Here is a 25440-nt window from a genome sequence, read left to right as displayed (position 1 = left end):
AATATATGAGTGAGACAAACTCGGTTTACCAGGCCTATCAGGCCAACACCTATCTGTTTGGTGGCAATGCCCCGTACGTCGAGGAGATGTACGAAAACTACCTTGCCAACCCCAGCAGTGTTCCCGACACTTGGCGCGATTATTTTGACGCGCTGCAGCATGTACCTGCAGTGGATGGCAGCAATACTCGCGACGTACCGCATCAACCGGTCATCAACGCTTTTGCTGAACTTGCCAAACAGGGCAGCAACCAAACCGTGCTGCAAACCGGCGCCGACTCCGAACTGGGCCGCAAACGCGTTGCCGTTCAGCAACTGATTGCCGCTTACCGCAATGTGGGTGCTCGTTGGGCCGATCTGGACCCCTTGAAGCGCACCGAGCGTGAAGATATCCCCGAGTTGGACCCCTTGTTTTATGGTTTCGCAGATGCTGATTTTGAAATTGTTTTCAACACCAGCAATACCTTCTTTGGCAAAGAAGTCATGTCCTTACGTGATCTTCTTAATGCTTTGCGTGAGACATATTGCAGCAGCATCGGTGCCGAATACATGTACCTTACTGACCAGACGCAAAAGCGCTGGTGGCAGCAGCGGCTGGAAAGTGTGCGCAGCAAGCCGAGCTTTGATGTTGAGAAGAAAAAGCACATTCTTGACCGCTTGACCGCAGCAGAAGGCCTAGAGCGTTTTTTGCATACCAAGTATGTAGGCCAAAAGCGCTTCTCGCTGGAAGGTGGAGAGAGCTTCATTGCCGCGATGGACGAACTGATCCAGCAGGCCGGGAGCCGTGGTGTGCAGGAAATCGTTATTGGTATGGCCCACCGTGGTCGCTTGAATGTGTTGGTCAACACCTTGGGCAAAATGCCCGCCGATCTGTTTGCCGAGTTTGACCATACCGCCCCTGAGGCGCTTCCTTCGGGTGACGTGAAATACCACCAGGGCTTCAGCTCTGATGTCACCACACCCGGTGGCCCAGTGCACTTGAGCCTGGCGTTCAACCCGTCGCACCTGGAAATTGTCAATCCGGTGGTGGAGGGCTCAGTACGCGCCCGAATGGACCGCCGCGCCGACCCAACAGGGCGTCAGGTGCTGCCGATTCTGGTGCACGGTGATGCCGCTTTTGCCGGCCAGGGCGTCAACCAGGAAACCCTGGCGCTGGCGCAAACCCGTGGTTACACCACGGCGGGAACGGTGCACATCATCATCAACAACCAGATTGGTTTCACCACCTCTGACCCGCGTGACTACCGCTCCACCCTGTACTGCACTGACATCGTCAAAGGCGTGGAAGCGCCGGTGATGCACGTCAACGGTGATGACCCGGAAGCCGTGGTCATGGCTATGCAATGGGCGCTGGACTACCGCATGGAGTTCCGCAAAGACGTGGTGGTTGACATCATTTGTTTCCGCAAACTCGGCCACAACGAGCAGGACACCCCGGCGCTTACCCAGCCGCTGATGTACAAAAAGATCGCCCAGCACCCCGGAACCCGCAAGATATACGCTGACAAGCTATCAGCCCAAGGTCTGGGCGCTACCCTGGGGGACGATATGTTCAAGGCCTACCGTGCCGCCATGGACATTGGTCGCCACACGGTTGACCCGGTGCTGACCAACTTCAAGAGCAAATATGCCGTGGACTGGACACCGTTTTTGAATAGAAAATGGACCGATGCCTGCGACACAGCCATCCCGATGGCAGAGTGGAGGCGCTTGGCCGAGAAGATCACCACAATTCCCGCCAGTGTCAGCCCGCATTCCTTGGTGAAGAAAGTCTACGACGATCGCGCTGCCATGGGCCGTGGCGACATCCCGGTGGATTGGGGCATGGGTGAGCACATGGCGTTTGCCTCGTTGGTGGTCAGTGGCTACCCGGTGCGACTGTCTGGCGAAGACAGCGGTCGCGGCACCTTTTCCCACCGTCACGCGGTCATTCACGATCAAAGCCGTGAAAAGTGGGATACCGGTACTTACGTGCCTTTGTCCAATGTGGCAGAAGGCCAGGCACCGTTCAGCGTCATCGATTCCATCCTGTCCGAAGAAGCGGTGTTGGGGTTCGAGTATGGCTATGCCTCCAATGACCCGAACACGCTGGTGATCTGGGAAGCCCAGTTTGGCGACTTTGCCAACGGCGCGCAAGTGGTGATTGACCAGTTCATCGCGTCTGGCGAGGTGAAGTGGGGACGTGTCAACGGTATCACCTTGATGCTGCCGCACGGCTACGAGGGCCAAGGCCCAGAGCACTCATCGGCGCGTGTCGAGCGCTTCATGCAGTTGGCGGCAGATACCAACATGCAACTGGTGCAGCCCACCACAGCCAGCCAGATATTCCATGTGTTGCGTCGTCAGATGATTCGTAACCTGCGCAAGCCTTTGATCATCTTCACACCCAAGTCGCTGTTGCGTAACAAAGACGCGGCGTCACCGCTGGCTGAGTTCACCAAAGGAAGCTTCCAGACCATCATCCCCGACCACAAGACCCTTAAGGCTGATAAGGTCAAGCGGGTGGTGGTGTGCTCGGGCAAGGTGTACTTTGACTTGTCCAAAAAGCGCGAGGAAAAAGCCTTTGACGATGTGGCCATCATGCGGGTGGAGCAGCTTTACCCGTTCCCGCACAAGGCGTTTGCCACCGAGCTCAAAAAATACCCCCACGCCACCGAGGTGGTCTGGGTTCAAGACGAGCCACAAAACCAGGGTGCCTGGTTCTACGTGCAGCATTACATTCACGAAAACATGCTTGAGGGTCAGAAACTCGGCTATTGCGGGCGCACCGCCTCGGCGTCACCGGCTGTGGGTTACGCCCATCTGCACCAAGAGCAACAAAAAGCGCTGGTCGACGGCGCTTTCGGCAAGCTCAAGGGCTTTGTTCTGACCAAATAAGCACGCTTGGCTGTGATGGCACCAGCGCAAACCTCAAGTATTTTTTGAAAGAATTGTTATGGCAATCGTAGAAGTCAAAGTCCCGCAACTGTCCGAATCTGTGGCTGAAGCCACCTTGTTGCAGTGGAAGAAAAAAGTCGGCGACGCGGTCGCTGTGGACGAAATCCTGATCGACGTCGAAACCGACAAGGTGGTGATGGAAGTACCTGCGCCAGCGGCCGGGGTGATTGTTGAAATCATCGAACCCGACGGCAGTACGGTGGCAGCCGAGCAACTGCTGGCCCGCATCGACACCGAAGCGGTGGCCGGTGCCCCCGCCCCCGTGGCACCAATTACCCTGGCCATGGCAGCCGCCGCCGCGCCAGCAGCTTCTGCTGCAGTTGCACCGGCGGCTGTTGCCAGCACCACCATGGCAGGAGTGGCCATGCCAGCGGCTGCCAAGCTGATGGCTGACAACCAGCTCGCTGCAGGCTCGGTCGCCGGTACCGGCAAAGACGGCCGCGTCACCAAGGGTGATGTGCTGGTGGCAGTAGTCGGTGCTGCGGCTGCACCTAAAGTAGTAGCTGCTCCCGCAATGCCAGCAAGGGCTGCGGCCACTTTATTGCCTCAAGTATCGGCGCCGACTACGAGCCTGGCGGGTGAACTGGCAGGGCGCCCAGAACAGCGCGTGCCGATGAGCCGCCTGCGTGCCCGGGTGGCCGAGCGCCTGCTGCAGTCACAAAGCACCAACGCCATCCTGACCACCTTCAACGAGATCAACATGGCCCCGGTGATGGACATGCGCAAGCGCATGCAGGACCGGTTCGAGAAAGAGCACGGCGTGAAGCTGGGTTTCATGAGCTTCTTTGTCAAGGCGGCGGTACATGCCCTGAAAAAATTCCCGGTGCTCAATGCGTCTGTGGACGGCAACGACATTGTTTACCACGGCTATTTCGACGTGGGTGTGGCGGTGGGTTCGCCGCGTGGTTTGGTGGTGCCGATTCTGCGCAATGCGGATCAGATGAGTTTTGCCGCTATCGAAAAGAAGATTGCCGAGTTTGGCAACAAGGCGCGTGACGGCAAACTGGGCATGGATGAAATGACCGGCGGTACCTTTACCGTCAGCAATGGTGGTACCTTTGGCTCGATGATGTCCACGCCCATCATCAACCCACCACAAAGCGCTATCTTGGGCATTCACGCCACCAAAGACCGCGCCATGGTGGAAAACGGCCAAGTGGTGGTGCGCCCGATGAACTACTTTGCCATGTCATATGACCACCGCATCATCGACGGCCGTGAAGCCGTGCTGGGCCTGGTGGCCATGAAAGAGGCGCTGGAAGATCCGGCGCGCCTGCTTTTCGATATCTGAACTTCCTATTGATTCTGGACAGGCAGTTCGTTTAAACCCGCAGCGCGTATTGGGTATGCAACTCCGCGAATGTCCCCCAGCTTGGGGCGCACCCCAAGCCTCCTCCTTGATTTGGCAAAACCCCAAGTCTGCGCTGCGTTGCACACCCAACACACGCCGCTAGTTGCTGACGGAGCTATTTCAGCTGTTGGCTTTCCGGTTAGTTGTGGCATTTAGAAAGTAAAAGTTATGAGCAAGCAATTTGATGTGATCGTGATTGGTGGCGGGCCAGGTGGCTACATAGCCGCCATCCGAGCTGCCCAGTTGGGCAAAAACGTCGCCTGTGTCGATGAGTGGAAAAACATCACTGGCGGCCCGGCACCCGGTGGCACTTGCACCAATGTGGGCTGTATTCCGTCTAAGGCGTTGCTGCAGTCTTCAGAGCACTACGAGCAAGCCAGTCATCACTTTGCAGACCATGGCATCACTGTCAAGGGCTTGAGCATGGATGTCGCCAAGATGGTGGCGCGCAAGGACACGGTGGTCAAGCAGAACAACGACGGCATCTTGTACCTGTTTAAAAAGAACAAGATCAGCTTCTTTCATGGCCGCGCTTCGTTCGTCAAGGCCGTTGAAAACGGCTATGAGATCAAGGTGACCGGCGCGGCTGAAGAAGCCATCACCGGCCAGCAAATCATCATCGCCACGGGCTCCAACGCCCGTGCGTTACCTGGCACACCGTTTGACGAGGAAATGATCCTGTCCAACGACGGTGCTTTGCGCCTCGGCGCTGCACCGAAGAAGCTGGGCCTGATCGGCTCGGGCGTGATTGGTCTGGAAATGGGCTCAGTCTGGCGGCGCCTCGGGACGGATGTAACGATCCTGGAGGGTTTGCCGACCTTTTTGGGCGTGGTGGACGAGCAAATCGCCAAAGAAGCAAAAAAAGCTTTTGACAAACAGGGCCTGAAAATCGAGCTGGGTGTGACGGTGGGCGAGATCAAAACTGGCAAGAAGGGTGTGAACATTGCCTACACCAGCGCCAAGGGCGAGGCCAAGACACTCGATGTGGACAAACTCATCATCTCGATCGGCCGCGTCCCCAACACCATTGGCCTGAACGTGGAAGCGGTAGACCTGAAGCTGGATGAACGTGGCGCGATTGTGGTCGACGGCGATTGCAAGACGAACCTGCCGGGCGTCTGGGCGGTAGGTGACGTGGTGCGCGGGCCGATGCTTGCGCACAAGGCCGAAGAAGAGGGCGTGGCCGTGGCCGAGCGCATTGCTGGTCAGCACGGGCATGTCAACTTCAACACCATTCCCTGGGTGATCTACACCAGCCCCGAAATTGCCTGGGTCGGCCGCACCGAGCAGCAGCTCAAGGCCGACGGCGTGGCTTACAGGGCGGGCACCTTCCCGTTCCTGGCCAACGGTCGCGCGCGGGCCTTGGGTGACACCACCGGCATGGTCAAGATGCTGGCGGACGCAACCACGGACGAAATTCTGGGCGTGCACATCGTCGGCCCGATGGCCAGCGAGCTGATTGCCGAGTGCGTGGTGGCAATGGAGTTCCGTGCCAGCGCCGAGGACATCGCCCGCATCTGCCACGCGCATCCATCCTTGAGCGAGGCCACCAAAGAAGCTGCGCTGGCGGTAGACAAGCGTACCTTGAATTTTTAGTAATATATAAGAAATAGGCCTCTAGCCCTTATAGAATAAGCGCTAGTAGCTCTTTTATTTGTAGCATTTGGCTAGCCTGTGACCATCAGAAAAATCTATCTGCAAGAGCTTGAAACGCGTGGTTTCGCCACCGACCCAGCGCAGCTGCGTGCGGTGCAGGCGCTGGAGACCTGTTCCCGTGAATGGGGCAAATTCAAGGGAAAGCGTTCCAACGCGCTTAAAAAAATCATCAATCACCCGCCGATTCCGCGGGGGGTGTACATGTATGGCGGGGTAGGGCGGGGCAAGAGTTTTCTAATGGACTGCTTTTACAAGGCGGTGCCGCTCAAGCGCAAAACGCGGCTGCATTTTCATGAGTTCATGCGCGAGGTGCACCGCGAGCTGGCTGCCATGCAGGGCACGGTCAACCCGCTGGACCAACTGGCCAAACGCATGGCGAAAAAATACCGGCTGATCTGTTTTGACGAATTCCATGTGTCGGACATCACCGACGCGATGATCTTGCACCGTCTGCTCAAAGCGCTGTTTGATAATGGCGTAGGCATGGTGACCACCTCCAACTTCAAACCCGATGACCTGTACCCCAATGGTCTGAACCGCGACCGCCTGCTGCCCGCGATCGAGATGATCAAGCGCGAGCTGCAGGTGATCAATGTTGATAACGGCACCGACTACCGGGGCCTGACCATGGAGCAGTTGCAGCTGTATCACACGCCCCTGGGGCCAGACGCAGATGCCGCCATGACCATCGCCTTTGAGCGGTTGGCAGAGCAGCCGGATCAGGATCCGGTGCTGAAAATTGAGTCACGCTTGATTCAGGCCAAGCGGCGTGCCGGCGGCGTGGTCTGGTTTGACTTCAAAACCTTGTGTGGCGGCCCGCGCTCGCAAAATGATTACCTGGAGCTGGCCAGCCAGTTTCACACCGTGCTGCTCAGCAATGTTCCGCAGATGGCCCCCAGGATGGCTGCTGAGGCCAGGCGTTTTACCTGGCTGGTGGATGTGCTTTACGATCGGCGGGTGAATCTGATCCTGTCGGCTCAGGTGGCGGCAGAGCTGCTGTACACCGAAGGTCAGATGGTCAATGAGTTTGTGCGCACTGTGTCGCGCATCAAGGAAATGCAAACAAGTGAATTTTTGGCGCTGGAGCGTCGTAACGTGGACACGCGGTTGACATGAAATCAAGACTCTTGGTAGTAGGTTTGTTGTTGGGCTGGCAGGCGTTGGCTGGTGCCCAGACCCTGGCACCTGAGCCAGCGGCGCTGGACCCTACTGCCGAGCGGCAACGGATCTCTGCAGAGCGCGTGGGTCATGAAGCGGTGTACCAGCAGGCTGAGCGGCTGTGCTACAGCCGGTTTGCAGTGTCTGACTGTCTGCGCGATGCCCGCCAGGAGAGGCGTTTGGCGATGGACGAATTGCGTCGCCAGGAGCTGCTGCTCAACGATATGGAGCGTAAAACCAGAGCCATTGAAGCGCTCAAGCGCATTGAAACAAAATTGGCTAATCAGCAGGAAAAGACCTTGCAGGACGCCTCTCAGACTGCCAAGCCACCTGTTGTGCCTAGAAAACAGCTGCAATGACCGCAGCTGCAGGGTTCTAAGCAGCGGGTTCTTCGACCTTGACGATCGCGAGAGACAGGTTGTCGCCACTGCCTTTGGCGCGACGACGTGCCTTGTCGACCAGAAATTCACTGGCCTCACGAGCAGACAAAGCGCTCAACACCGAGCCCAACTCCGCTTCGGTGAAGTAGTGCCACAAGCCATCGCTGCAGATCAACAAGCTGTCGCCTGGCTGCAACTTGGCGATCGAGTGGCTGTCCATGGGTGGCTCTTTCTCGGTGCCCAGGCAACCCATCAAAATATTGGACTGAGGATGAAAGTTGGCTTGCTCGTCGGTCAATTCACCTTTGTTGACCAGTGTCTGAACATAGGAGTGGTCTTTGGTGCGCTTGACCAGCTGCTTGCCATGAAAGTGGTAAATGCGTGAATCGCCAGCATGGGACCAATGGCAGCTGCCGTCTGGATTAATTACAAAAACGGCAATCGTGCTGTGTGGCTCTTCCTCGGTGGAGATGGCCGTCAGTTTGATGACCATGTGTGCTTCCAGTACCAACTGGCTCAGCATGGCCACGGGGTCATCAATTCCGGGTGAATAGCGGTCAAAAAGCTGTTTCGCGGTCATCATGACCTGGTCTGAGGCCTTTCGCCCGCCGCTACGGCCTCCCATGCCATCTGCCAGAATTGCCATCACACACCCTTTGGTGCGCACGTGGCTTAGCAGTTTTACCTGATCCTGCTGGTAATCCCGGTCGCCTTTGTGGATGCCAGTTGACGCAGTAACCCGGTACCCGTTGGTACTCATGCACTCACCAAAACTTCCACCAAGGCTGCGTTTTGTCTTTGAAACCCTGCGTCAGGTAGGGCGTCTGGGGGTAGTTCTTTTCCAGCACGCGTTTGGCGTCATCGCGCAAGTCGGGCATGTTCAGCTTGTCATAAGACTTGACAATCAAAAACAGCGCTTCTTCCACGGCTGGCACACCTTGGTAGTCGGTAATGGCGGTTTGCGCCCGGTTGATGGCGGCCAGATAGGCGCCGCGCTCGTAGTAGTAGCGGGCCACGTGCACCTCAGACTCGGCCAGGGAATTTACGATGTAATTCATCCGCGCACCGGCGTCAGCGGCGTATTTGGATTCAGGAAAACGCGTGGTCAGTTCCTTGAAAGCTTCAAACGACTCCTTCGCGGCCTGCTGGTCACGCTCCGACAGGTCCTGGCGGGTCAGGAAGGCAAACAAACCCAAGTCGTCATTGAAATTGACAAGGCCCTTTAGATAAAGCGCGTAGTCCAGCGCCGGGCTGGCGGGATGCAGCTTCATGAAACGGTCCAGCGTGGCCACCGCCAGCACCGGCTCGCCGTTTTTGAACTGCGCATAGGCTTTGTCCAACTGCGCCTGCTGCGCCAGGGGGGTGCCAGCAGCGCGGCCTTCGAGCTTGTCAAACAGGGGCACCGCCTTGTCATACGCCCCGCTACTGAGCTCATCCTTGGCTTCGGCGTAAATTTTGTTGGGGCTCCAACCTGCGGTGGGGTCAACCGTCGTGGTGGAACACGCGCCTAACAGCAGGACGCCACACGCCAGTGAGCAGGCGCGGGCAGCAGATAATTTGGCATCAGGCATGTAGGACAGCTTTCTTGAAAAACACTCAGCAAATTATATCGACCCCCCCTCAAGGCCCTGACGGCGAGCTGGCCGAAGAAACGGGCGTGGAGGCAGAACTGCGGGCATTGTCTTTCAGTTTTGCGCACCATGGCATGCGTCTGGATCTGGCATTGACCGAATTGGTACCCGAGTTTTCCCGTACTTATTTGCAGCAACTCATCGCCTTGGGCAGTGTGCTGATCAACGGCACGGTGGTGACAAAAGCCTCCAGCAAGGTCAAGGCAGGCGCAGTGGGGCAGATTGAGCTGCGGCCAACACCGCAAAGCCAGGCCTTCAAGGCCGAGAACCTGCCGCTAGACATCGTGTTTGAGGACGAGCACCTGTTGGTGATCAACAAGCCCGCCGGGCTGGTGGTGCACCCGGCGCCTGGCAACTGGAGCGGCACCCTGATGAATCGTTTGTTGGGATACGACTTGCAGGCGTTCAACCTGCCGCGGGCTGGCATCGTGCATCGGCTTGACAAAGACACCAGTGGTTTGATGGTGGTGGCGCGCACCCGTCAGGTGATGGATGCGCTGGTGCAGGCTATTGCAGCACGCACAGTCAAGCGCCAGTACCTTGCACTCGCACACGGGGCCTGGCATGGCAGTCTGTTGCGGCATGTGGATGCGCCGGTGGGCCGTGACCCGGGCAATCGCCTGCGCATGGCGGTGGTTGACTTGGGCGTCCATGCGGGCAAGCTTGCGCAGACCGACTTTGAATGCCTGGCCAGCAGCACAACGGGGTGCTTACTCAAGTGCACCCTGCACACTGGCCGTACGCACCAAATCCGGGTTCACCTGGCCTCGATCGGCCACGCCCTGGTCGCAGACGCCGTTTATGGAGGCGCTCTGGGTGCAGGTATGCAGCGGCAGGCTTTGCACGCCACCCGGCTGGCGTTTGTGCATCCGATCACCGGGCAATCTCTGGTGTTTCATGCCCAGCTTCCAGATGATTTGGCCGGGGCTCTGAAGTCTTGGGGCCTCAATTACAATGTGGCTTCTCTTTAGCCTGCCTTGCAGTGCTTTTAACGTGCCACCGACGACTTGTCGGTCCTGATCACGTCTTCCACTTGTTTTGTACCGCACCCAAGCGTGTGTTTTGACCGGAAATAGCCAACCATGAACACGGTGGATGCCAAACGCGTCCTAGAAACTGCATTGATTTGTGCACAGCAACCTTTGCCCGTGCGGGACATGCGCGCCCTGTTCGAGGATGAAGTGACCGCCGCAGACATCAACGGCGTGCTGAGCGCGTTGCAAGCCGACTGGTTGGATCGTGGCGTGGAACTGGTTCAGGTGGCAAGCGGGTGGCGTTTTCAGAGTCGCCCCGAGATGCGGGTGTATCTTGACCGACTGCACCCTGAAAAACCACCGCGTTATACCCGGGCCACACTGGAAACACTGGCCATCATTGCTTACAAACAACCTGTGACCCGAGGTGATATTGAAACTATTCGCGGCGTGACGGTCAACGCGCTGACCCTCAAGCAGCTTGAAGACCGGGGCTGGATCGAAGCGATCGGCCATCGGGACACCATTGGTCGGCCAGCACTTTTTGCTACCACCCGTCATTTTTTGGACGATCTGGGGCTTGACTCTCTGGATCAACTGCCCTTGCTGGCGTCTCCCACGGCGGCAACGGGTGCGCTGGATGCACTTTTAAACCAAGACTCGGCTGCTCATGCCGCCGAGCCGCTGACTTCTTCCGTGCTGCACGGCCTTCCAGATTCGGCTACCGCCGAGTTGGATTGGTCTGGTGGTACACCTATCAGCGCGAACCCAACTGCAACTGCTTCTGCACAGGACACACCATGACCCAATTTGTCAACGAGCCACCACCACCTGCCCAAGCGCTGGCGGACGTGATCCGTTTTGAAGACGTTGTTTCCGGCGTCTTTGACGCATCTGAAAACACTACGGAGATGCCAGCGCTGAAGCGGGTGCTGCCACCCCAACCGGAATCACCCAAGCTGCATAAAGTGCTGGCCCAGGCAGGCATGGGCTCGCGGCTGGAGATGGAGCAATTGATTCTGGAGGGGCGGATCACTGTTAACAGCGAGCCTGCGCACATCGGCCAGCGGGTGCAGTTTGGTGATCATGTCAAGGTGAATGGCAAACCGATTCGTTTCAAGATCTCGCCCCCACCAGCGCGCGTCATCGCTTACCACAAGCCCGCAGGTGAGGTGGTCAGCCATGACGATCCCCAAAATCGGCCGACCGTGTTTCGCAAGTTGCCCAAGCTGTTTCAAGGCAAGTGGCAGTCTGTGGGTCGTCTCGACTTGAATACCGAGGGCTTGCTGCTATTTACCAGTTCGGGGGAGCTGGCCAACAATCTGATGCATCCTCGCTTCGGGCTGGAGCGTGAATACGCGGTGCGGGTGCTGGGGGCGTTGACGCAGGAAGAAAAGCACAAACTGTTGGATGGGGTTCGGCTGGATGACGGCATGGCGCAGTTTGGCTCTATCGAGGAGGGCGGTGGAGAAGGCTCCAATTGCTGGTACCGCGTGACGATTTCAGAAGGGCGTAACCGCGAGGTGCGCCGCATGTTGGAGTCGGTCGGCCATGCGGTCAGTCGACTCATTCGTATCCGTTATGGCTCCATGGTTTTGCCACGCGGTCTGAAGCGCGGTGCCTGGGTAGAGTTGGATGATGCAGATATTCGTCTGTTAACGCGCGCCTCGCAAGCCCATGAGCAAGGCCGCCGTGAGCCTGACGTGCAAGGTTACGCCGATAAGGCGCGTGCCGGCACTGGGCGAGTGCCAGGCGCTCCAGTGCGCGGTGCGGTTAAGCCGATGCGTGGCTCGCCCAGGGCTGCTGGACCCGGTCAAGGCGCACAACAGCCGGACCCGCTCAAAACATCGGTGGGTTACATCGGTGCGGACAGCTTTTCCAGACAGCGGCAGGAGGCTGGCAAGAAACGTGGCGGCACCAGCGCTGCACGCCGAACCGGTGGCGGCCGCAGCAGGTAAGCACAAGCTAGCCTGGCGTTTGACCGGCTGGGCTCAGGTTAAGATCAAGGGCTTTGGTCGACTGACTAAACTTTTTTTATTCAAGAGGAAATCACATGGCTATCGAACGCACTCTCTCCATCATCAAACCCGACGCTGTTGCCAAAAACGTGATCGGTCAAATCTACGCCCGTTTTGAAGCTGCCGGCCTGAAAGTTGTTGCCTCCAAGATGGCCCACCTGTCGCAGCGCGAAGCAGAAGCCTTTTATGCCGTGCATAAAGAGCGTCCTTTCTTCAAGGATCTGGTTGGCTTCATGATTTCTGGCCCGGTGATGATTCAGGCTCTGGAAGGTGAAAACGCGATTTTGAAAAACCGTGAGCTGATGGGTGCCACTGACCCGAAAAAGGCAGATCCTGGCACTATTCGCGCTGATTTTGCCGACAGCATTGATGCCAATGCCGTGCACGGGTCCGATGCCGCTGACACCGCTTGTGTTGAAGTGGGCTTCTTTTTCCCTGGCATGAACGTTTTCTCTCGCTGATCGCCTGCATGACCACTGACCAATCACACGACGAACTTCACGTCCAGGCCAAGCGGCGTGTCGTCAGTTTGATTCCTGGCTCGGTGGTCAACCTGCTCGAATACGACCTAGAGAGCCTCACTGCTTTTTGTGAGTTATTGGGCGAGAAGCGTTTTCGCGCTGTTCAGTTGTTTCGCTGGATTCATCAGCGAGGCTGTGCCAATTTTGAGGACATGAGCGATCTGGCGAAATCTTTACGCCAAAAACTCAAAGGTGTTGCAGAAATCAAGCCCATGGAGGTGGTTTCGCAGCACATATCGTACGACGGCACCATCAAATGGCTGTTTGATGTGGGTGGCGGCAATGTGATCGAGTCGGTGTTTATTCCGGAAGACGATCGGGGCACGCTGTGCCTCTCGACCCAGGCGGGTTGTGCCATGGGCTGCCGTTTTTGTTCTACGGGGCATCAGGGCTTTAGCCGCAACCTGACCACGGGAGAGATTATCGGGCAACTCTGGTTTGCAGAGCACTTTTTACGCAAGCATCTGCAACGCGACGAACGTGTGATCTCCAACGCAGTGATGATGGGCATGGGTGAACCCCTTCAAAATTACGCTGTCTTGGTTCCTGCGCTGAGGATGATGCTGGACGACCACGCCTATGGCCTGTCGCGCCGCCGTGTCACGGTATCGACATCCGGGTTGGTCAAAAAGATGGATTTGCTTGGGCTTGAGTGCCCGGTGGCGCTGGCGGTGTCTCTGCATGCCCCCAATAACGCCTTGCGTGACTACTTGGTGCCGCTCAATATCAAGCACCCGCTGGAGGAGTTAATGCCAGCTTGTGTCAGTTATCTGGCGCATGCACCTCGGGATTTCATCACTTTTGAATATTGCATGCTCGATGCTGTGAACGACACCGATGCCTTGGCACATGAGCTGGTGCAGCTAGTCAAGCATTACGGTCATTCGGTGTCGTGGTGTAAATTTAATTTGATACCGTTTAATCCTTTCCCGGCTTCTGGTCTGCATCGCTCCAAGCCTGAACGTATCTTGGCGTTTGCCCAGATACTGAGTGCATCCGGGATCACAACGACTATTCGCAAGACCCGTGGCGACGACATCGATGCTGCGTGTGGTCAACTGGCTGGCGATGTGGTGGACCGCACGCGGGTTGCTGTGCGCATTGCCCGCCAACGCAGCGCCGAGCCCGCTGCTACTGCGTTGGCCACTGCAACTGGTGCGAAAATCTGAACAATGAAAGCCACGATGAAAAATAGAGCCACGCGTCGTCTTGACTTGTTTTTTGCTTTTTTTATATTTTGTAGCTGGATAACGCTCAGTGGTTGCGCCGGGCATGCTGGCTCGCCAGGTGCTGTGGCCATGCAAGGAGACATCATTACCGAGTCGGACGAAACTGCTGAGCGCAAGCGCGCGCGTATTCGCGTAGAGCTGGCTTTGGGGTACTTGGAGCAAGGCAAGTCCACGATTGCTCTGGATGAAATCAAGCAAGCGATCCTGATTGATCCGACCTATTCGGACGCTTTTAGCCTGCGAGGATTGATCTATATGCGCTTGAGCGACTATGGCATTGCTGAAGAAAGTTTCAACAAAGCGCTCTCGCTCAAGCCGCGCGACAGCAATGTGCTTCACAACATGGCTTGGTTGAAGTGTCAGGATGGTCAATACGCACAATCCATGGTGTATTTCAATCAGGCGCTGGCTAACCCCTTGTACCGCGAGCGCGCGAAAACCCATATGGCCCAGGGCCTGTGCCAGATAAAGGCTGGGCAGTTGCCTGAAGCTGAGGCAAGTTTGCTCAAGTCCTACGAATACGACGCTGGCAATCCGGTCACTGGGTATAACTTGTCGAATGTGCTGTACCAAAGAAAAGACTTTGCGCGCGCCCAGTTTTACATTCGCCGCTTGAACAACACAGAGCTGGCGAATGCCGAGACCCTATGGCTTGGCGTCAAGATTGAGCGCCGCATGGCCAATCTTGAGGCGATGAACCAGCTGGCAGTGCAGTTGGTGAAGCGTTTTCCACAATCTGCCGAAGCAAGTCTGTATCAGCGTGGAGCATTTGATGAGTGACGAGGTCTTTGAGGGAGAGGTGCCAGCTGCCACATTGACGCAGTCTTCAGCTCGGGCTGGTGCGATGCTACGAGCGGCCCGTGAAGCCCAAGGGCTTCACATAGCAGCCTTGGCGGTTGCTCTGAAAGTGTCCGTCAAGAGGCTCGAAGCACTTGAAGCGGGTCGGTTTGAAGAACTGCCCGACATGGTGTTTGTGCGCTCTTTGGCGCTGAGCGTCTGCCGATCTCTGAAGATCGATCCGACTCCCATCATGGCGAGTTTGCCTGAACTCCAGGCGAGTCCTTTCAAGGCGAATGAAACCAGTTTAAATGCTACTTTTAAGGACTCTGGAGGTGGCTCGCGCCGCGGCGTTTTTGCACAAGTATCGACGCCGATCGGTCTTGCGGTTTTGGCTCTGTTTGTGGCCATCGTCGTGATCCTGACTTGGCCAGAGATGCAGTCGCCATTCGTCGAGGCGATTGCTCCCATAAACGCCCCGGAGCCTGCCTTAGCTACTGAGTTGGAAACTCTTGTACCTGTCGAAGCTGGCAGCGCGGTTGAATCGGCTGACGGCGTTCCGGTAACCCCCGCGCCGCTACCGTCGCCGGTACAAACGCCCGTCAATAGTCCGGGTGAAGTCGCCAGCAAGGCTGCGGTTGCGAGCGTTGGCTCGGCAGTTGTTTTAGAAGATTCTGTCTTGCCTGTTCAGCCTGCTGTGCTTGAATTGAGTGGGCGGGGTGAGTCCTGGGTGGAGGTGACAGATGCAGCAGGTCTTCCCAAGTTGCGAAAAATCCTCGCAAACGGTGAGGTGGTTAGCGTGGCCGGCCAACTGCCACTGTCCGTGGTTGTGGGCAGGGCCGATGTGGTGTCGGTTTCTGTTCGCGGCAAGCCTTTTGACCTGACCCCCCTGATTCGAGAAAATGTTGCCCGATTTGAGGTGAAGTGATGTTCAAAGCCACTCCTATTGCTGAAGCCAACGCGCAAGGCAAAATTACACGCCAGGCCCAGGTCGTCTGGGGCAGTCGAATCGTCACCGTGGGAGGCGACGCCCCAGTGAGGATCCAGTCCATGACCAATACCGATACGGTCGATGTGATTGGTACTGCCATTCAAGTTAAAGAACTGGCGCTGGCAGGCTCCGAGATGGTACGTTTGACGGTCAATACGCCTGAGGCGGCGCAGGCGGTGCCGCACATTCGCGAGCAGCTGGACCGCATGGGTATTGATGTCCCCCTGATCGGCGACTTTCACTATAACGGCCACCGGTTACTCACTGAGTATCCAGAGTGCGCCCAAACCTTGTCCAAATACCGTATCAATCCCGGCAATGTAGGCAAGGGTGACAAACGCGACAAACAGTTTGCCCAGATGATCGAGGCTGCTGTACGCTGGGACAAGGCGATCCGCATTGGCGTTAATTGGGGCAGTCTTGATCAAGCTTTGCTGGCAGATTTGATGGACCAGAACAGCCGCCGTGAGACCCCATGGGGCGCCAAGCCGGTGATGTACGAGGCTTTGATCACCTCTGCTCTTGATTCCGCCCAGCAAGCCGTTGAGCTGGGTTTGAACCCAAACCAGATCATCCTGTCCTGCAAGGTCAGCGGTGTGCAGGATCTGATTTCGGTCTACCGCGAGCTGTCCAAACGCTGTGACTATGCCCTGCACCTAGGCTTGACCGAGGCCGGAATGGGCACCAAAGGTGTTGTGGGATCTGCAGCAGCGCTTTCGGTCTTATTGCAAGAAGGCATTGGCAACACGATCCGGGTCTCGCTCACGCCGCAGCCAGGTGAGTCACGCACGCAAGAGGTTGTGATTGCTGCAGAGATTTTGCAGGCACTCGAACTGCGGTCATTTGTGCCTAGTGTGACCGCTTGTCCAGGTTGTGGCCGCACAACCAGCACGACCTTTCAGGAGTTGACACAGCGGATTGAAGAATTTTTGCGTGCGCAGATGCCGCATTGGCGCAGCAAGTATCCGGGTGTCGAAAAGATGAAGGTGGCGGTGATGGGCTGCATTGTGAATGGCCCGGGTGAAAGCAAGCACGCCGATATTGGTATCAGTCTGCCCGGCACCGGCGAAGCACCGGCAGCCCCGGTTTTCATTGATGGCGAAAAGCGAATGACACTTCGCGGCGAAGGCATTGCAGAAGAATTCCAAGTCATCGTTGAAGATTATGTTGAAAAACGCTTTGGTATGCAGGCTGCGGTCAAAGCTTGACGTTCCCCTTTCATGACTGAAAAAGTAGCAACTCCCCCTGCAGCCAAGCTCACTGCCGTCAAAGGCATGAATGATGTGTTGCCGCCCGAATCCGCCAGCGTTGAGTGGTTTGAGAGCAAGGTACGCCATTTGATGGCCCGCTTTGCTTACCGCAACATCCGCACACCCATCGTTGAGCGCACGCCACTTTTTGTGCGAGGCTTAGGCGCAGTGACTGATATTGTTGAGAAAGAGATGTATTGCTTCGAAGATCGCCTCAATGGTGATCCGCTGACGTTGCGCCCCGAGGCCACAGCGGGTGTGGTGCGGGCTGCGCTTGAACACAGTCTGCTGTATGACGGTGGCAAGCGTTTGTATTACATGGGGCCGATGTTCCGCCACGAGCGCCCACAAAAAGGCCGTTATCGGCAGTTTGACCAGATTGGTGCCGAAGCGTTGGGTTTTCCAGGCCCAGAAGTCGATGCTGAACTGATCTTGATGGCCATCGCACTTTGGGCTGAGATTGGCTTGACTGATGTGCGGCTGGAGCTCAACAGCCTAGGGCAGCCAGCCGAGCGTCAGGCCCATCGGCAAGCGCTGATTGCCTACTTTGAGCAAAGCATCGACACACTTGATGAAGAGGCCCGAAGGCGTCTTTACAGCAACCCCCTGCGTATTCTGGACACCAAAAATCCGCAGATGCAAAGCCTGGTGAATGCGGCGCCCCAACTGCTGGATTTTCTGGGTGAAGCCTCTCTATTGCATTTCGGCACGCTGAAATCCATTTTGGATGCCAATGGCGCGGCCTACACCGTCAATCCACGGCTTGTTCGCGGTCTGGACTATTACAACCTGACGGTTTTTGAATTCACCACCGACCGATTGGGTTCTCAGGGTACGGTTTGCGCGGGTGGCCGCTACGACTACCTCTTCGAGCAGTTGGGCGGCAAACCGACACCTGCTGTCGGCTGGGCGCTGGGCGTGGACCGGGTTTTGGCGTTGGTCAAAACTGCCGACGGTCTGGGAACCACTGCGCCGCTGGATGCCTACGCAATCGTGACCGATGCAGCCGCCATGCCCTTGGTTTTATCAACGTTGCAGCTATTGCGTGTGGCCGGGCTGAGTGTTCAGATGCACGCCAGCGGTGTAGAAGGCATGGGCAGCATGAAAAGCCAGTTCAAGCGAGCCGATGGCAGCGGTGCACGTTACGCCTTGATCTTCGGATCTGACGAAATAGCGACGGGGCAAGTCACGATCAAACCCTTGCGTGACCCCAGTGTGCTCCAGGTGACACAGCCGCTGGCTGATCTGGCCCTGTGGGCCCGAACCCTACAATCCAACGTTTAACGAATCACGACATGGCAAAACAACTGGATCTTGAAGAACAGGAACAGCTTGACCAGATCAAGCATTTCTGGAAGCAATATGGCAATGCCATCACTTGGGCCTTGATCGCCATATTGACGGCTTTTGCCAGCTGGAATTTTTATAATTACTGGCAACGCAGTCAGGCCAATCAGGCTGCAGCGCTGTTCGATGAAGTTGAGCGTTCCATTCAATCAGGCGACACAACCAAGATTGATCGCGTTTTTTCCGATATGAAAGAGCGGTTCGCTGTTACTTCTTACGCGCAGCAATCGGGGCTGCTGGCCGCTCAGCACTTCTTCAAGGCGGGCAAACCAGATGCGGCCAAAGCCGCATTGACCTGGGTTGCGGAGAAGTCTTCAGACACGGGTTACCAGGCCGTGGCAAAGCTCAGGTTGGCAGGCATATTGATGGACGCCAAAGATCTTGACGGCGCGCTGGGTCAGCTGGGTGGAAAATTTCCGACTGGCTTTGAGGCTTTGGTGGCAGACCGTACTGGCGACATCCTGGCGCTACAGGGCAACACGCCGAAAGCCATAGATCAGTACCTCATCGCCTATAAATCTTTCGAGCCCAGCTCCGAATACCGGCGTTTGGTTGAGGTCAAGCTCAACGCTTTGGGCGTTGATGTAGAAGGCATTGCGCCGGTTGACACCGCACAAGGGAAATAGCTCATGACGATACATTTTTCTGTCAGCCGATTTTTGCAGGTCGGGCTGAGCGCGTTTCTGGTGAGTGTGTTGGGCGCATGTGCCAGTGGTTCAAGCGGCCCCAAACCTGCAGACCTGGGCGCCAACCCGGCGTTGTTGGGTGTCAAAACAGTCTGGACCAGTCAGATTGGCAAGGTCGACTTTCCTTTGTCGGTTCACACCACGGCGGCAACCATTACTGTGGCAGGATCCGCAGGGGTAGTTACCTCTATGGATTCGCGCACTGGTGCCGTGTTGTGGCGTAATAACGTGGGTGCCCCGATCGCGGCCGGTGTAGGCAGTGACGGACGCTTCTCAGCGGTTGTGACCCGTGGCAATGAGTTGGTGACCATGGAAGGCGAGCGCGAGCTTTGGCGTTCGCGCCTGTCGAGCCAGGTCTTCACCGCGCCCCTGGTGGCTGGAGAGCGTGTTTTTGTGTTGGGCGCTGACCGGGAGGTGTCTGCTTTTGATGCCCGCACGGGTAAAAAACTCTGGGCCAATCAGCGGCCCGGCGAAGCTTTGGTATTGCGCCAAAGCGGCGTTTTGCTAGCGGTCAATAACGTCTTGGTGGTTGGTTTGTCCGGGCGTTTGGTGGGGCTTAACTCTCTGAGCGGCAATGTACTTTGGGACGCGCCCCTTGCAACGCCCCGTGGCACCAACGATATTGAACGCTTGGTGGACTTGGTGGCGGGTGTAGGACGTGAGTCCAGCGTGGTCTGCGCGCGCGCCTTCCAGGCGGCGGTCGGTTGTGTCAATGCCGAGCGTGGCAATATCCTCTGGAAACACCCCGCGTCCGGCTCGGTTGGCCTGCACGCGGACGACAAACAGGTTTACGGCGTGGAAGAGGACGGGAAACTGATGGCCTGGAGGCTGGTCGATGGTGTGGAAGCCTGGTCTTCCGACCGTCTGCGTTACCGGCAGTTGACCGGGCCGTTGGTGTTGGGCCGCTCCGTGGTGGTGGGCGACAGCAGTGGGATGCTGCATTTCATGTCGCGTACCGATGGAAGCCCGTTGACGCGTCTTAACACCGATACTTCTGGTGCTGCTTCAACGCCAGTTGTTGCGGGCACCACACTGGTGGCTGTCACGCGCGACGGCGGTGTGTTCGGCTTTCAACCCGACTAGCGTCTGATTCGGACCCAAACATCACTATGAAGCCCGTATTGGCCCTGGTGGGCCGCCCCAATGTGGGCAAGTCAACGCTTTTCAACAGGCTGACCAAATCCCGAGATGCCATTGTTGCAGACTACTCGGGGTTGACCCGCGACCGTCACTACGGTAACGGCAAGCACACCGGACACGAATTCATCGTTATCGACACCGGTGGTTTCGAGCCCGACGCCACCAGCGGCATCTACAAAGAGATGGCCAAGCAAACGCGTCAAGCTGTTGCTGAAGCAGACGTGGTGGTTTTTGTGGTTGATGCCCGTGGAGGCGTATCCGCGCAGGACCACGACATTGCCAATTACCTTAGGCGCCTGGGCAAGCCTTGCCTGCTGGTTGCCAACAAGGCAGAGGGCCTGCTCGAAGGTGCCCAACTGGTCGAGTTTTATGAACTGGGGTTGGGCGAGGTTCTGCCTGTGTCAGCAGCGCACGGGCAAGGCATTCGGTCCTTGCTGGATCAAGCCTTAAAGCCCTTGAATCTGCAAGGTGACGCCGACGAAGACGAGGCTGTGCCGGGCGTAATCAAGCTGGCTGTCGCGGGCCGTCCCAACGTTGGCAAATCGACCCTGATCAATGTCTGGCTGGGTGAGGAACGTCTGGTGGCCTTCGACCTGCCGGGTACCACTCGCGATGCTATATCTGTGCCGTTTGAACGCGAAGGCCAGAAGTTTGAGTTGATTGACACCGCTGGTCTGCGCCGTCGCGGCAAGGTTTTTGAAGCCATTGAGAAGTTTTCCGTGGTGAAAACCCTGCAAGCCATCGAATCAGCCAACGTGGTGTTGCTGCTGATTGATGCCACGCAGGGTGTAACCGATCAGGATGCGCACATTGCCGGCTACATCCTGGAAAACGGCAGGGCGGTCGTCTTGGCGGTAAATAAATGGGATGCCGTTGACGAATATCAACGGGAATTGGTCAAGCGTTCCATTGAAACACGCTTGGGTTTCCTGAAGTTTGCCAATATGCACCTGATCTCTGCTCAAAAGCGCCAAGGTTTAGGGCCTTTGTGGGCGTCCATCATTCAAGCGTACAAGGCTGCCAACTGCAAGATGTCCACGCCGATGCTGACGCGCTTGCTCCTCGAATCAGTGCAGTTTCAGAGCCCCAAGCGGGCTGGCATGTACCGGCCCAAGCTGCGCTACGCCCACCAAGGCGGCATGAACCCCCCGATCATCGTGATACACGGAAATTCACTGGAACATGTGACCGATGCTTACAAGCGTTTTCTGGAAGGCCGGTTCCGTCAGGCTTTCAATTTGGTGGGTACACCGCTGCGCATTGAAATGAAAACCGCAGCGAACCCTTTTGCGGACAAGGTCAACTAAGGGAAGTGTCACGCCAACGTGACATATTTATTAAGGCTATGCCGCCGCTGAGCCGAATGCGGCAAATGGCTGTGGTATCGTCCCCCCTTGTTTAATCATCCGAACACGGAGAATATCGTGAATAACAAAGGCCAACTGTTACAAGACCCATTTCTCAACACGCTACGTCGAGAACATGTTCCTGTATCTATTTATCTGGTGAATGGCATCAAGCTGCAGGGCCAAATCGAGTCCTTTGACCAATATGTTGTGTTACTACGCAATACGGTAACCCAAATGGTTTACAAACACGCCATCTCGACGATCGTTCCTGGGCGTGCGGTTAATTTTTCAGCCTCTGAGGGTGACCAACCTGCCGCCGCCTGATCGCCCCTTGGCGCCCACCATTCTGGTGGGTGTTGACTTCGGACTTCCCCACTTTGACGCCGAGCTTCAAGAGCTTGGATTGCTGGCCCAAACTGCCGGTCTCCAGCCCGTAGCGCGTGTCACCTGTAAGCGCCGTGCCCCTGATGCTGCGCTGTTTGTGGGTAGTGGTAAGGCGGATGAAGTCAAACTGCTGGCGATACAACTCGGCGCGCAGGAAATTTTGTTTGATCAGAGCCTCAGTCCCGCACAGCAGCGCAATCTGGAGCGGCATCTGGAGTTGCCGGTCAATGACCGGACTTTGCTGATTCTGGAAATATTCGGTCAGCGCGCCCGCAGTCATGAAGGCAAACTCCAGGTTGAGCTTGCGCGCCTGCAATACTTGAGCACTCGGTTGGTGCGTCGCTGGTCGCATCTGGAGCGGCAAAGTGGCGGCATCGGCATGCGTGGCGGCCCTGGTGAAGCTCAGATTGAGCTGGATCGCCGGATGATTGGCGACAACATCAAGCGTATCAAGGAACGTCTAGCGAAAGTCAAGCGACAAAGGCTGACCCAGCGCCGCCAGCGTGACCGGCGCGAGGCGTTCAACATCTCGCTTGTGGGTTATACCAATGCTGGCAAATCGACCCTTTTCAACGCGCTGGTCAAGGCGCGCGCTTACGTAGCAGACCAGTTGTTTGCCACGTTGGACACCACCACGCGCCAGCTCTATCTAGGTGATATGGGGCGTATGATTTCGTTGTCCGACACCGTCGGGTTTATCCGTGATTTGCCGCACGGGCTGGTGGACGCTTTTCAAGCCACGCTGCAGGAGGCTGTGGATGCTGACCTGTTGTTGCATGTGGTCGATTTTTCCAGTGACAACCATGTTGACCAGATTGCTGAAGTGCAGCGCGTTCTCAAGGAAATTGGTGCGCACGATGTTCCCCAAATTCTCGTTTTCAATAAATTGGATGCCGCTCAACCGGATCGCCGTCCGATCGTGTTGCAAGACAGCTATGAACTCGACGGAAAACAAATCCCCAGGATTTTTTTGAGTGCCCAGGACGGTGAGGGCATAGCTTGGCTGCGTCAACTACTTGCCCAGACCGTGGTTGCCCGGCGTCCAGCCGTAACCGCCCCGGATTTCCCTCCAGATCATGAGGCTGCCGAGTGATTCGGCACAATCCTCCCCTTATTCGATAAGAGCTGCTGCGATGAAACTTCAATTACCCACCTTAAGCTTGGCGCTTCGGCCGCGACGCCTTCAGGGAATGTTCAACCTCAATGATCCACGCTGGGGGCGTGGTGACGACAAGCCAGCGGACCATTCGGACGGTGACGATGACCGGCCCGCACCCAATCCTGAGCCACCGCGCAACGAGGACCGGCCTGCCAAAGGGGGTGCCAATCAGGGCCCTCCCGATCTGGATGAACTGTGGCGTGATTTCAGCCGCAAGCTCGGTGGCCTTTTTGGCAGCGCCAAACCAGGGCGCGGCATGGGTGGCGGCAATTCCGGTGGTGGCAAAGGCGGAAATGGCCCGAACAACTTTCAGCCCGACATGAAGACTGCCGGTATTGGCGCGGGTTTGATCGCGGGCGTGGCCGTCTTGATCTGGCTGGGTACCGGGTTCTTCATCGTTCAAGAAGGTCAGCAGGCTGTCATCACGCAGTTTGGCAAGTACAACACCACCGTGGGTGCCGGTTTCAACTGGCGACTGCCGTACCCCATTCAGCGTCATGAGCTGGTTTTTGTGACCCAGATCCGCTCAGTGGATGTGGGGCGTGACACCATCATCAAAGCCACAGGCCTGCGTGAATCGGCGATGCTGACTCAGGATGAGAACATTGTTGAGATCAAATTCGCTGTGCAATATCGCCTCAATGATGCACGTGCATTTTTGTTCGAAAGCCGTGCCCCGTCTGACGCCGTGGTACAGGCCGCTGAAACAGCGGTTCGGGAGGTGGTGGGCAAGATGCGCATGGACGCTGCCCTGTCGGATGAGCGCGACCAGATTGCGCCGCGGGTGCGTGATTTGATGCAGAAAATTCTCGATCGCTACAAAGTCGGCATTGAGGTGGTCGGTATCAACTTGCAGCAAGGCGGCGTTCGTCCACCCGAACAAGTGCAAGCGGCCTTTGACGATGTGCTGAAAGCTGGTCAGGAGCGCGAACGCGCCAAGAATGAAGCGCAAGCCTACGCCAACGACGTGATTCCGCGCGCCGTGGGTGCGGCCTCTCGTCTGAAGGAAGAGGCCGATGCCTACAAGGCCCGGATCGTGGCGCAGGCACAGGGTGATTCGCAACGTTTCAAATCGGTGCTGGCCGAATACCAGAAGGCACCGCAGGTCACGCGTGACCGAATGTACATCGACGCCATGCAACAGATCTACAGCAACGTCACCAAGGTCATGGTGGATACCAAGCAAGGCTCCAACCTGCTGTATCTGCCACTGGACAAGATCATGCAAATGACCGGCCAGGCGCCACAAGACCAAGCGGGTTCGTCTGCTGTTTCAGCACTTCCCGCCTCGAGTGTCCCGGCCGTTGATACCGCCGCCACTGCTGCCGATGCCCGCGCCCGCGATGCTGCCCGCGCCCGCACCCGCGAAACCCGCTAGGAGCTCCCAGATGAATCGCTTAGGTTTAATTTTCTCGTCCCTGCTGGTGCTGTTGGCACTGGCCAGCTCGACCTTGTTTGTGGTGGATCAGCGCCAATTTGGTGTGGTGTTTGCGCTGGGGCAGATCAAAGAAGTCATTCTGGAGCCCGGCTTGAACTTCAAACTGCCCCCGCCATTTCAGAACGTTTCTTACATCGATAAACGTTTGCTGACCCTTGATAGCACCGACAACGAGCCGTTGTTGACCCTGGAAAAGCAGCGTGTGGTGATTGACTGGTTTGTACGCTGGCGTATTTCGGAGCCCACCGAGTACATCCGTAATGTTGGCACCACGGAAGCTGCAGGCGCCAGCCAGCTCAATCGGGTGGTGCGTAACGCGTTTCAGGAAGAGATCAACAAGCGCACCGTGAAAGAGTTGTTGTCTGACAAGCGTGAGGCCTTGATGGCAGATGTCAAGCAAGAGGTGCTCGATCAGGTGCGTGGCGCCAAGCCCTGGGGTATTGACGTGGTGGATGTGCGCATCACTCGGGTGGACTACGTCGATGCGATCACGGAGTCGGTTTACCGGCGTATGGAGGCCGAACGCAAACGTGTCGCCAATGAACTGCGCTCCACCGGCTTTGCCGAAGGTGAAAAAATCCGTGCCGATGCCGACCGTCAGCGTGAAGTGGCCGTGGCCAACGCTTACCGTGACGCACAAAAGATCAAGGGCGAGGGCGATGCTGAGGCCGCCAGTACCTACACCGAGGCCTTTGGCCGCGACGCGCAGTTTGCGCAGTTTTACCGCAGCTTGGACGCCTACAAGGCCTCTTTCTCCAAAAAGAGCGACGTGATGGTGGTTGACCCCAGCAGCTCGGACTTCTTTAAAACACTGCGCGGCGGTGCCCCAACGGCGACAGCCAACAAAAAATAGGCATGGAGTCCGGCCTGAACAGCACCACGTTCTGGCTGGCCATGGCTCTGGTTTTGCTGGTGGAAGGCTTCATGCCATTTGTGTCGCCTTCCACCTGGCGCCAAACCTTCACCCAAATTCTGAAGTTCAGCGATGGGCAGCTGCGTTTTTTCGGTCTGGCCAGCTTGCTGCTTGGCCTGCTGCTGATTTGGTGGCTAGTCTGAGCTTGGCGC

The 25440-nt window shown here is 57.0% G+C and carries 24 protein-coding genes; 22 read left to right on the top strand and 2 right to left on the bottom strand.

The genetic code is table 11. The features are described from left to right. Nucleotides 1-5 precede the first annotated feature (5 nt). The 5 genes from BLL52_RS15405 (at nucleotide 6) to BLL52_RS15385 (ending at nucleotide 7460) form a co-directional block, all read left to right on the top strand. Entirely contained in the window at nucleotides 6-2876 is a 2871-nt protein-coding gene (locus BLL52_RS15405) for a 2-oxoglutarate dehydrogenase E1 component (protein WP_075587696.1), read from the top strand. Nucleotides 2877-2934: 58 nt separating this feature from the next. Then, the gene (gene odhB, locus BLL52_RS15400; RefSeq protein WP_075587548.1) at nucleotides 2935-4227 is read left to right on the top strand and encodes a 2-oxoglutarate dehydrogenase complex dihydrolipoyllysine-residue succinyltransferase; all 1293 of its coding nucleotides are present in this window, start codon (nucleotides 2935-2937) and stop codon (nucleotides 4225-4227) included. 228 nt (nucleotides 4228-4455) lie between these two features. Then, a complete protein-coding gene (lpdA, locus tag BLL52_RS15395; protein WP_075587547.1) occupies nucleotides 4456-5883 on the top strand; it encodes a dihydrolipoyl dehydrogenase in 1428 nt (475 codons plus the stop codon). 78 nt (nucleotides 5884-5961) lie between these two features. Further along, the gene (gene zapE, locus BLL52_RS15390; RefSeq protein WP_075587546.1) at nucleotides 5962-7059 is read left to right on the top strand and encodes a cell division protein ZapE; all 1098 of its coding nucleotides are present in this window, start codon (nucleotides 5962-5964) and stop codon (nucleotides 7057-7059) included. Beyond that, nucleotides 7056-7460 (top strand): hypothetical protein, encoded by a 405-nt coding sequence (locus BLL52_RS15385; protein WP_075587545.1) that lies wholly within the window; start codon nucleotides 7056-7058, stop codon nucleotides 7458-7460. Before zapE ends, BLL52_RS15385 begins: the two co-directional genes overlap by 4 nt. Nucleotides 7461-7476: 16 nt before the next feature. On the opposite strand, the gene BLL52_RS15380 is transcribed toward BLL52_RS15385, so the two are convergent. Further along, a complete protein-coding gene (locus tag BLL52_RS15380; protein WP_075587544.1) occupies nucleotides 7477-8241 on the bottom strand; it encodes a PP2C family protein-serine/threonine phosphatase in 765 nt (254 codons plus the stop codon). Nucleotides 8242-8245: 4 nt separating this feature from the next. Further along, nucleotides 8246-9052: an outer membrane protein assembly factor BamD gene (locus BLL52_RS15375; RefSeq protein WP_075587543.1), complete on the bottom strand. Its 807-nt coding sequence runs from the start codon at nucleotides 9050-9052 to the stop codon at nucleotides 8246-8248. A gap of 14 nt (nucleotides 9053-9066) precedes the next feature. Here BLL52_RS15375 and BLL52_RS15370 point away from each other — a divergent pair, with 14 nt between their 5' ends. From BLL52_RS15370 to BLL52_RS15290, 17 genes are all read left to right on the top strand, one after another. Continuing rightward, nucleotides 9067-10083, top strand: a complete 1017-nt coding sequence (locus tag BLL52_RS15370; RefSeq protein ID WP_075587542.1) for an RluA family pseudouridine synthase — start codon at nucleotides 9067-9069, stop codon at nucleotides 10081-10083. Nucleotides 10084-10194: 111 nt separating this feature from the next. Next, complete coding sequence (scpB, locus tag BLL52_RS15365) at nucleotides 10195-10890, top strand: SMC-Scp complex subunit ScpB (protein ID WP_083634001.1); 696 nt, start codon at nucleotides 10195-10197, stop codon at nucleotides 10888-10890. Continuing rightward, entirely contained in the window at nucleotides 10887-12044 is a 1158-nt protein-coding gene (locus BLL52_RS15360) for a pseudouridine synthase (RefSeq protein ID WP_083634000.1), read from the top strand. The genes scpB and BLL52_RS15360 overlap by 4 nt, the downstream gene beginning before the upstream one ends. 95 nt (nucleotides 12045-12139) lie before the next feature. Further along, entirely contained in the window at nucleotides 12140-12565 is a 426-nt protein-coding gene (gene ndk / locus BLL52_RS15355) for a nucleoside-diphosphate kinase (RefSeq protein ID WP_075587541.1), read from the top strand. Between the two features lie 8 nt (nucleotides 12566-12573). Beyond that, the gene (rlmN, locus tag BLL52_RS15350) at nucleotides 12574-13794 is read left to right on the top strand and encodes a dual-specificity RNA methyltransferase RlmN (protein WP_083633999.1); all 1221 of its coding nucleotides are present in this window, start codon (nucleotides 12574-12576) and stop codon (nucleotides 13792-13794) included. A gap of 3 nt (nucleotides 13795-13797) precedes the next feature. After that, entirely contained in the window at nucleotides 13798-14634 is an 837-nt protein-coding gene (pilW, locus tag BLL52_RS15345) for a type IV pilus biogenesis/stability protein PilW (RefSeq protein ID WP_406681561.1), read from the top strand. After that, nucleotides 14627-15559 carry a helix-turn-helix domain-containing protein gene (locus BLL52_RS15340; protein ID WP_075587540.1) on the top strand — a complete coding sequence of 311 codons (933 nt, stop codon included), beginning with the start codon at nucleotides 14627-14629 and terminating at the stop codon, nucleotides 15557-15559. Before pilW ends, BLL52_RS15340 begins: the two co-directional genes overlap by 8 nt. Continuing rightward, nucleotides 15559-16830: a flavodoxin-dependent (E)-4-hydroxy-3-methylbut-2-enyl-diphosphate synthase gene (gene ispG, locus BLL52_RS15335; protein WP_075587539.1), complete on the top strand. Its 1272-nt coding sequence runs from the start codon at nucleotides 15559-15561 to the stop codon at nucleotides 16828-16830. Before BLL52_RS15340 ends, ispG begins: the two co-directional genes overlap by 1 nt. 12 nt (nucleotides 16831-16842) lie before the next feature. Continuing rightward, nucleotides 16843-18156, top strand: coding sequence for a histidine--tRNA ligase (gene hisS / locus BLL52_RS15330; RefSeq protein WP_075587538.1), 1314 nt, complete (start codon nucleotides 16843-16845; stop codon nucleotides 18154-18156). An 11-nt stretch (nucleotides 18157-18167) separates the two neighbouring features. After that, nucleotides 18168-18845 (top strand): YfgM family protein, encoded by a 678-nt coding sequence (locus BLL52_RS15325; protein WP_075587537.1) that lies wholly within the window; start codon nucleotides 18168-18170, stop codon nucleotides 18843-18845. 3 nt (nucleotides 18846-18848) lie between these two features. Continuing rightward, a complete protein-coding gene (bamB, locus tag BLL52_RS15320) occupies nucleotides 18849-19988 on the top strand; it encodes an outer membrane protein assembly factor BamB (RefSeq protein ID WP_075587536.1) in 1140 nt (379 codons plus the stop codon). A 26-nt stretch (nucleotides 19989-20014) separates the two neighbouring features. Continuing rightward, on the top strand, nucleotides 20015-21352 hold the full coding sequence (gene der, locus BLL52_RS15315) for a ribosome biogenesis GTPase Der (RefSeq protein WP_075587535.1): 1338 nt from the start codon (nucleotides 20015-20017) through the stop codon (nucleotides 21350-21352). 117 nt (nucleotides 21353-21469) lie between these two features. Next, entirely contained in the window at nucleotides 21470-21718 is a 249-nt protein-coding gene (gene hfq, locus BLL52_RS15310) for an RNA chaperone Hfq (RefSeq protein ID WP_075587534.1), read from the top strand. Between the two features lie 7 nt (nucleotides 21719-21725). Continuing rightward, the gene (gene hflX / locus BLL52_RS15305; protein WP_241839207.1) at nucleotides 21726-22871 is read left to right on the top strand and encodes a GTPase HflX; all 1146 of its coding nucleotides are present in this window, start codon (nucleotides 21726-21728) and stop codon (nucleotides 22869-22871) included. Between the two features lie 40 nt (nucleotides 22872-22911). Further along, a complete protein-coding gene (hflK, locus tag BLL52_RS15300) occupies nucleotides 22912-24315 on the top strand; it encodes an FtsH protease activity modulator HflK (protein WP_075587532.1) in 1404 nt (467 codons plus the stop codon). Nucleotides 24316-24325: 10 nt separating this feature from the next. Further along, entirely contained in the window at nucleotides 24326-25228 is a 903-nt protein-coding gene (gene hflC, locus BLL52_RS15295) for a protease modulator HflC (RefSeq protein ID WP_075587693.1), read from the top strand. Nucleotides 25229-25230: 2 nt separating this feature from the next. Beyond that, the gene (locus tag BLL52_RS15290) at nucleotides 25231-25431 is read left to right on the top strand and encodes a DUF2065 domain-containing protein (protein ID WP_320060522.1); all 201 of its coding nucleotides are present in this window, start codon (nucleotides 25231-25233) and stop codon (nucleotides 25429-25431) included. Nucleotides 25432-25440 lie beyond the last annotated feature (9 nt).

The sequence above is a fragment of the Rhodoferax antarcticus ANT.BR genome (assembly GCF_001938565.1).
Taxonomy (GTDB): Bacteria; Pseudomonadota; Gammaproteobacteria; order Burkholderiales; family Burkholderiaceae_C; genus Rhodoferax; species Rhodoferax antarcticus.
The sequence above is the reverse complement of the archived record's forward strand: the minus strand, read 5'-3'. Positions and strand labels throughout refer to the sequence as shown.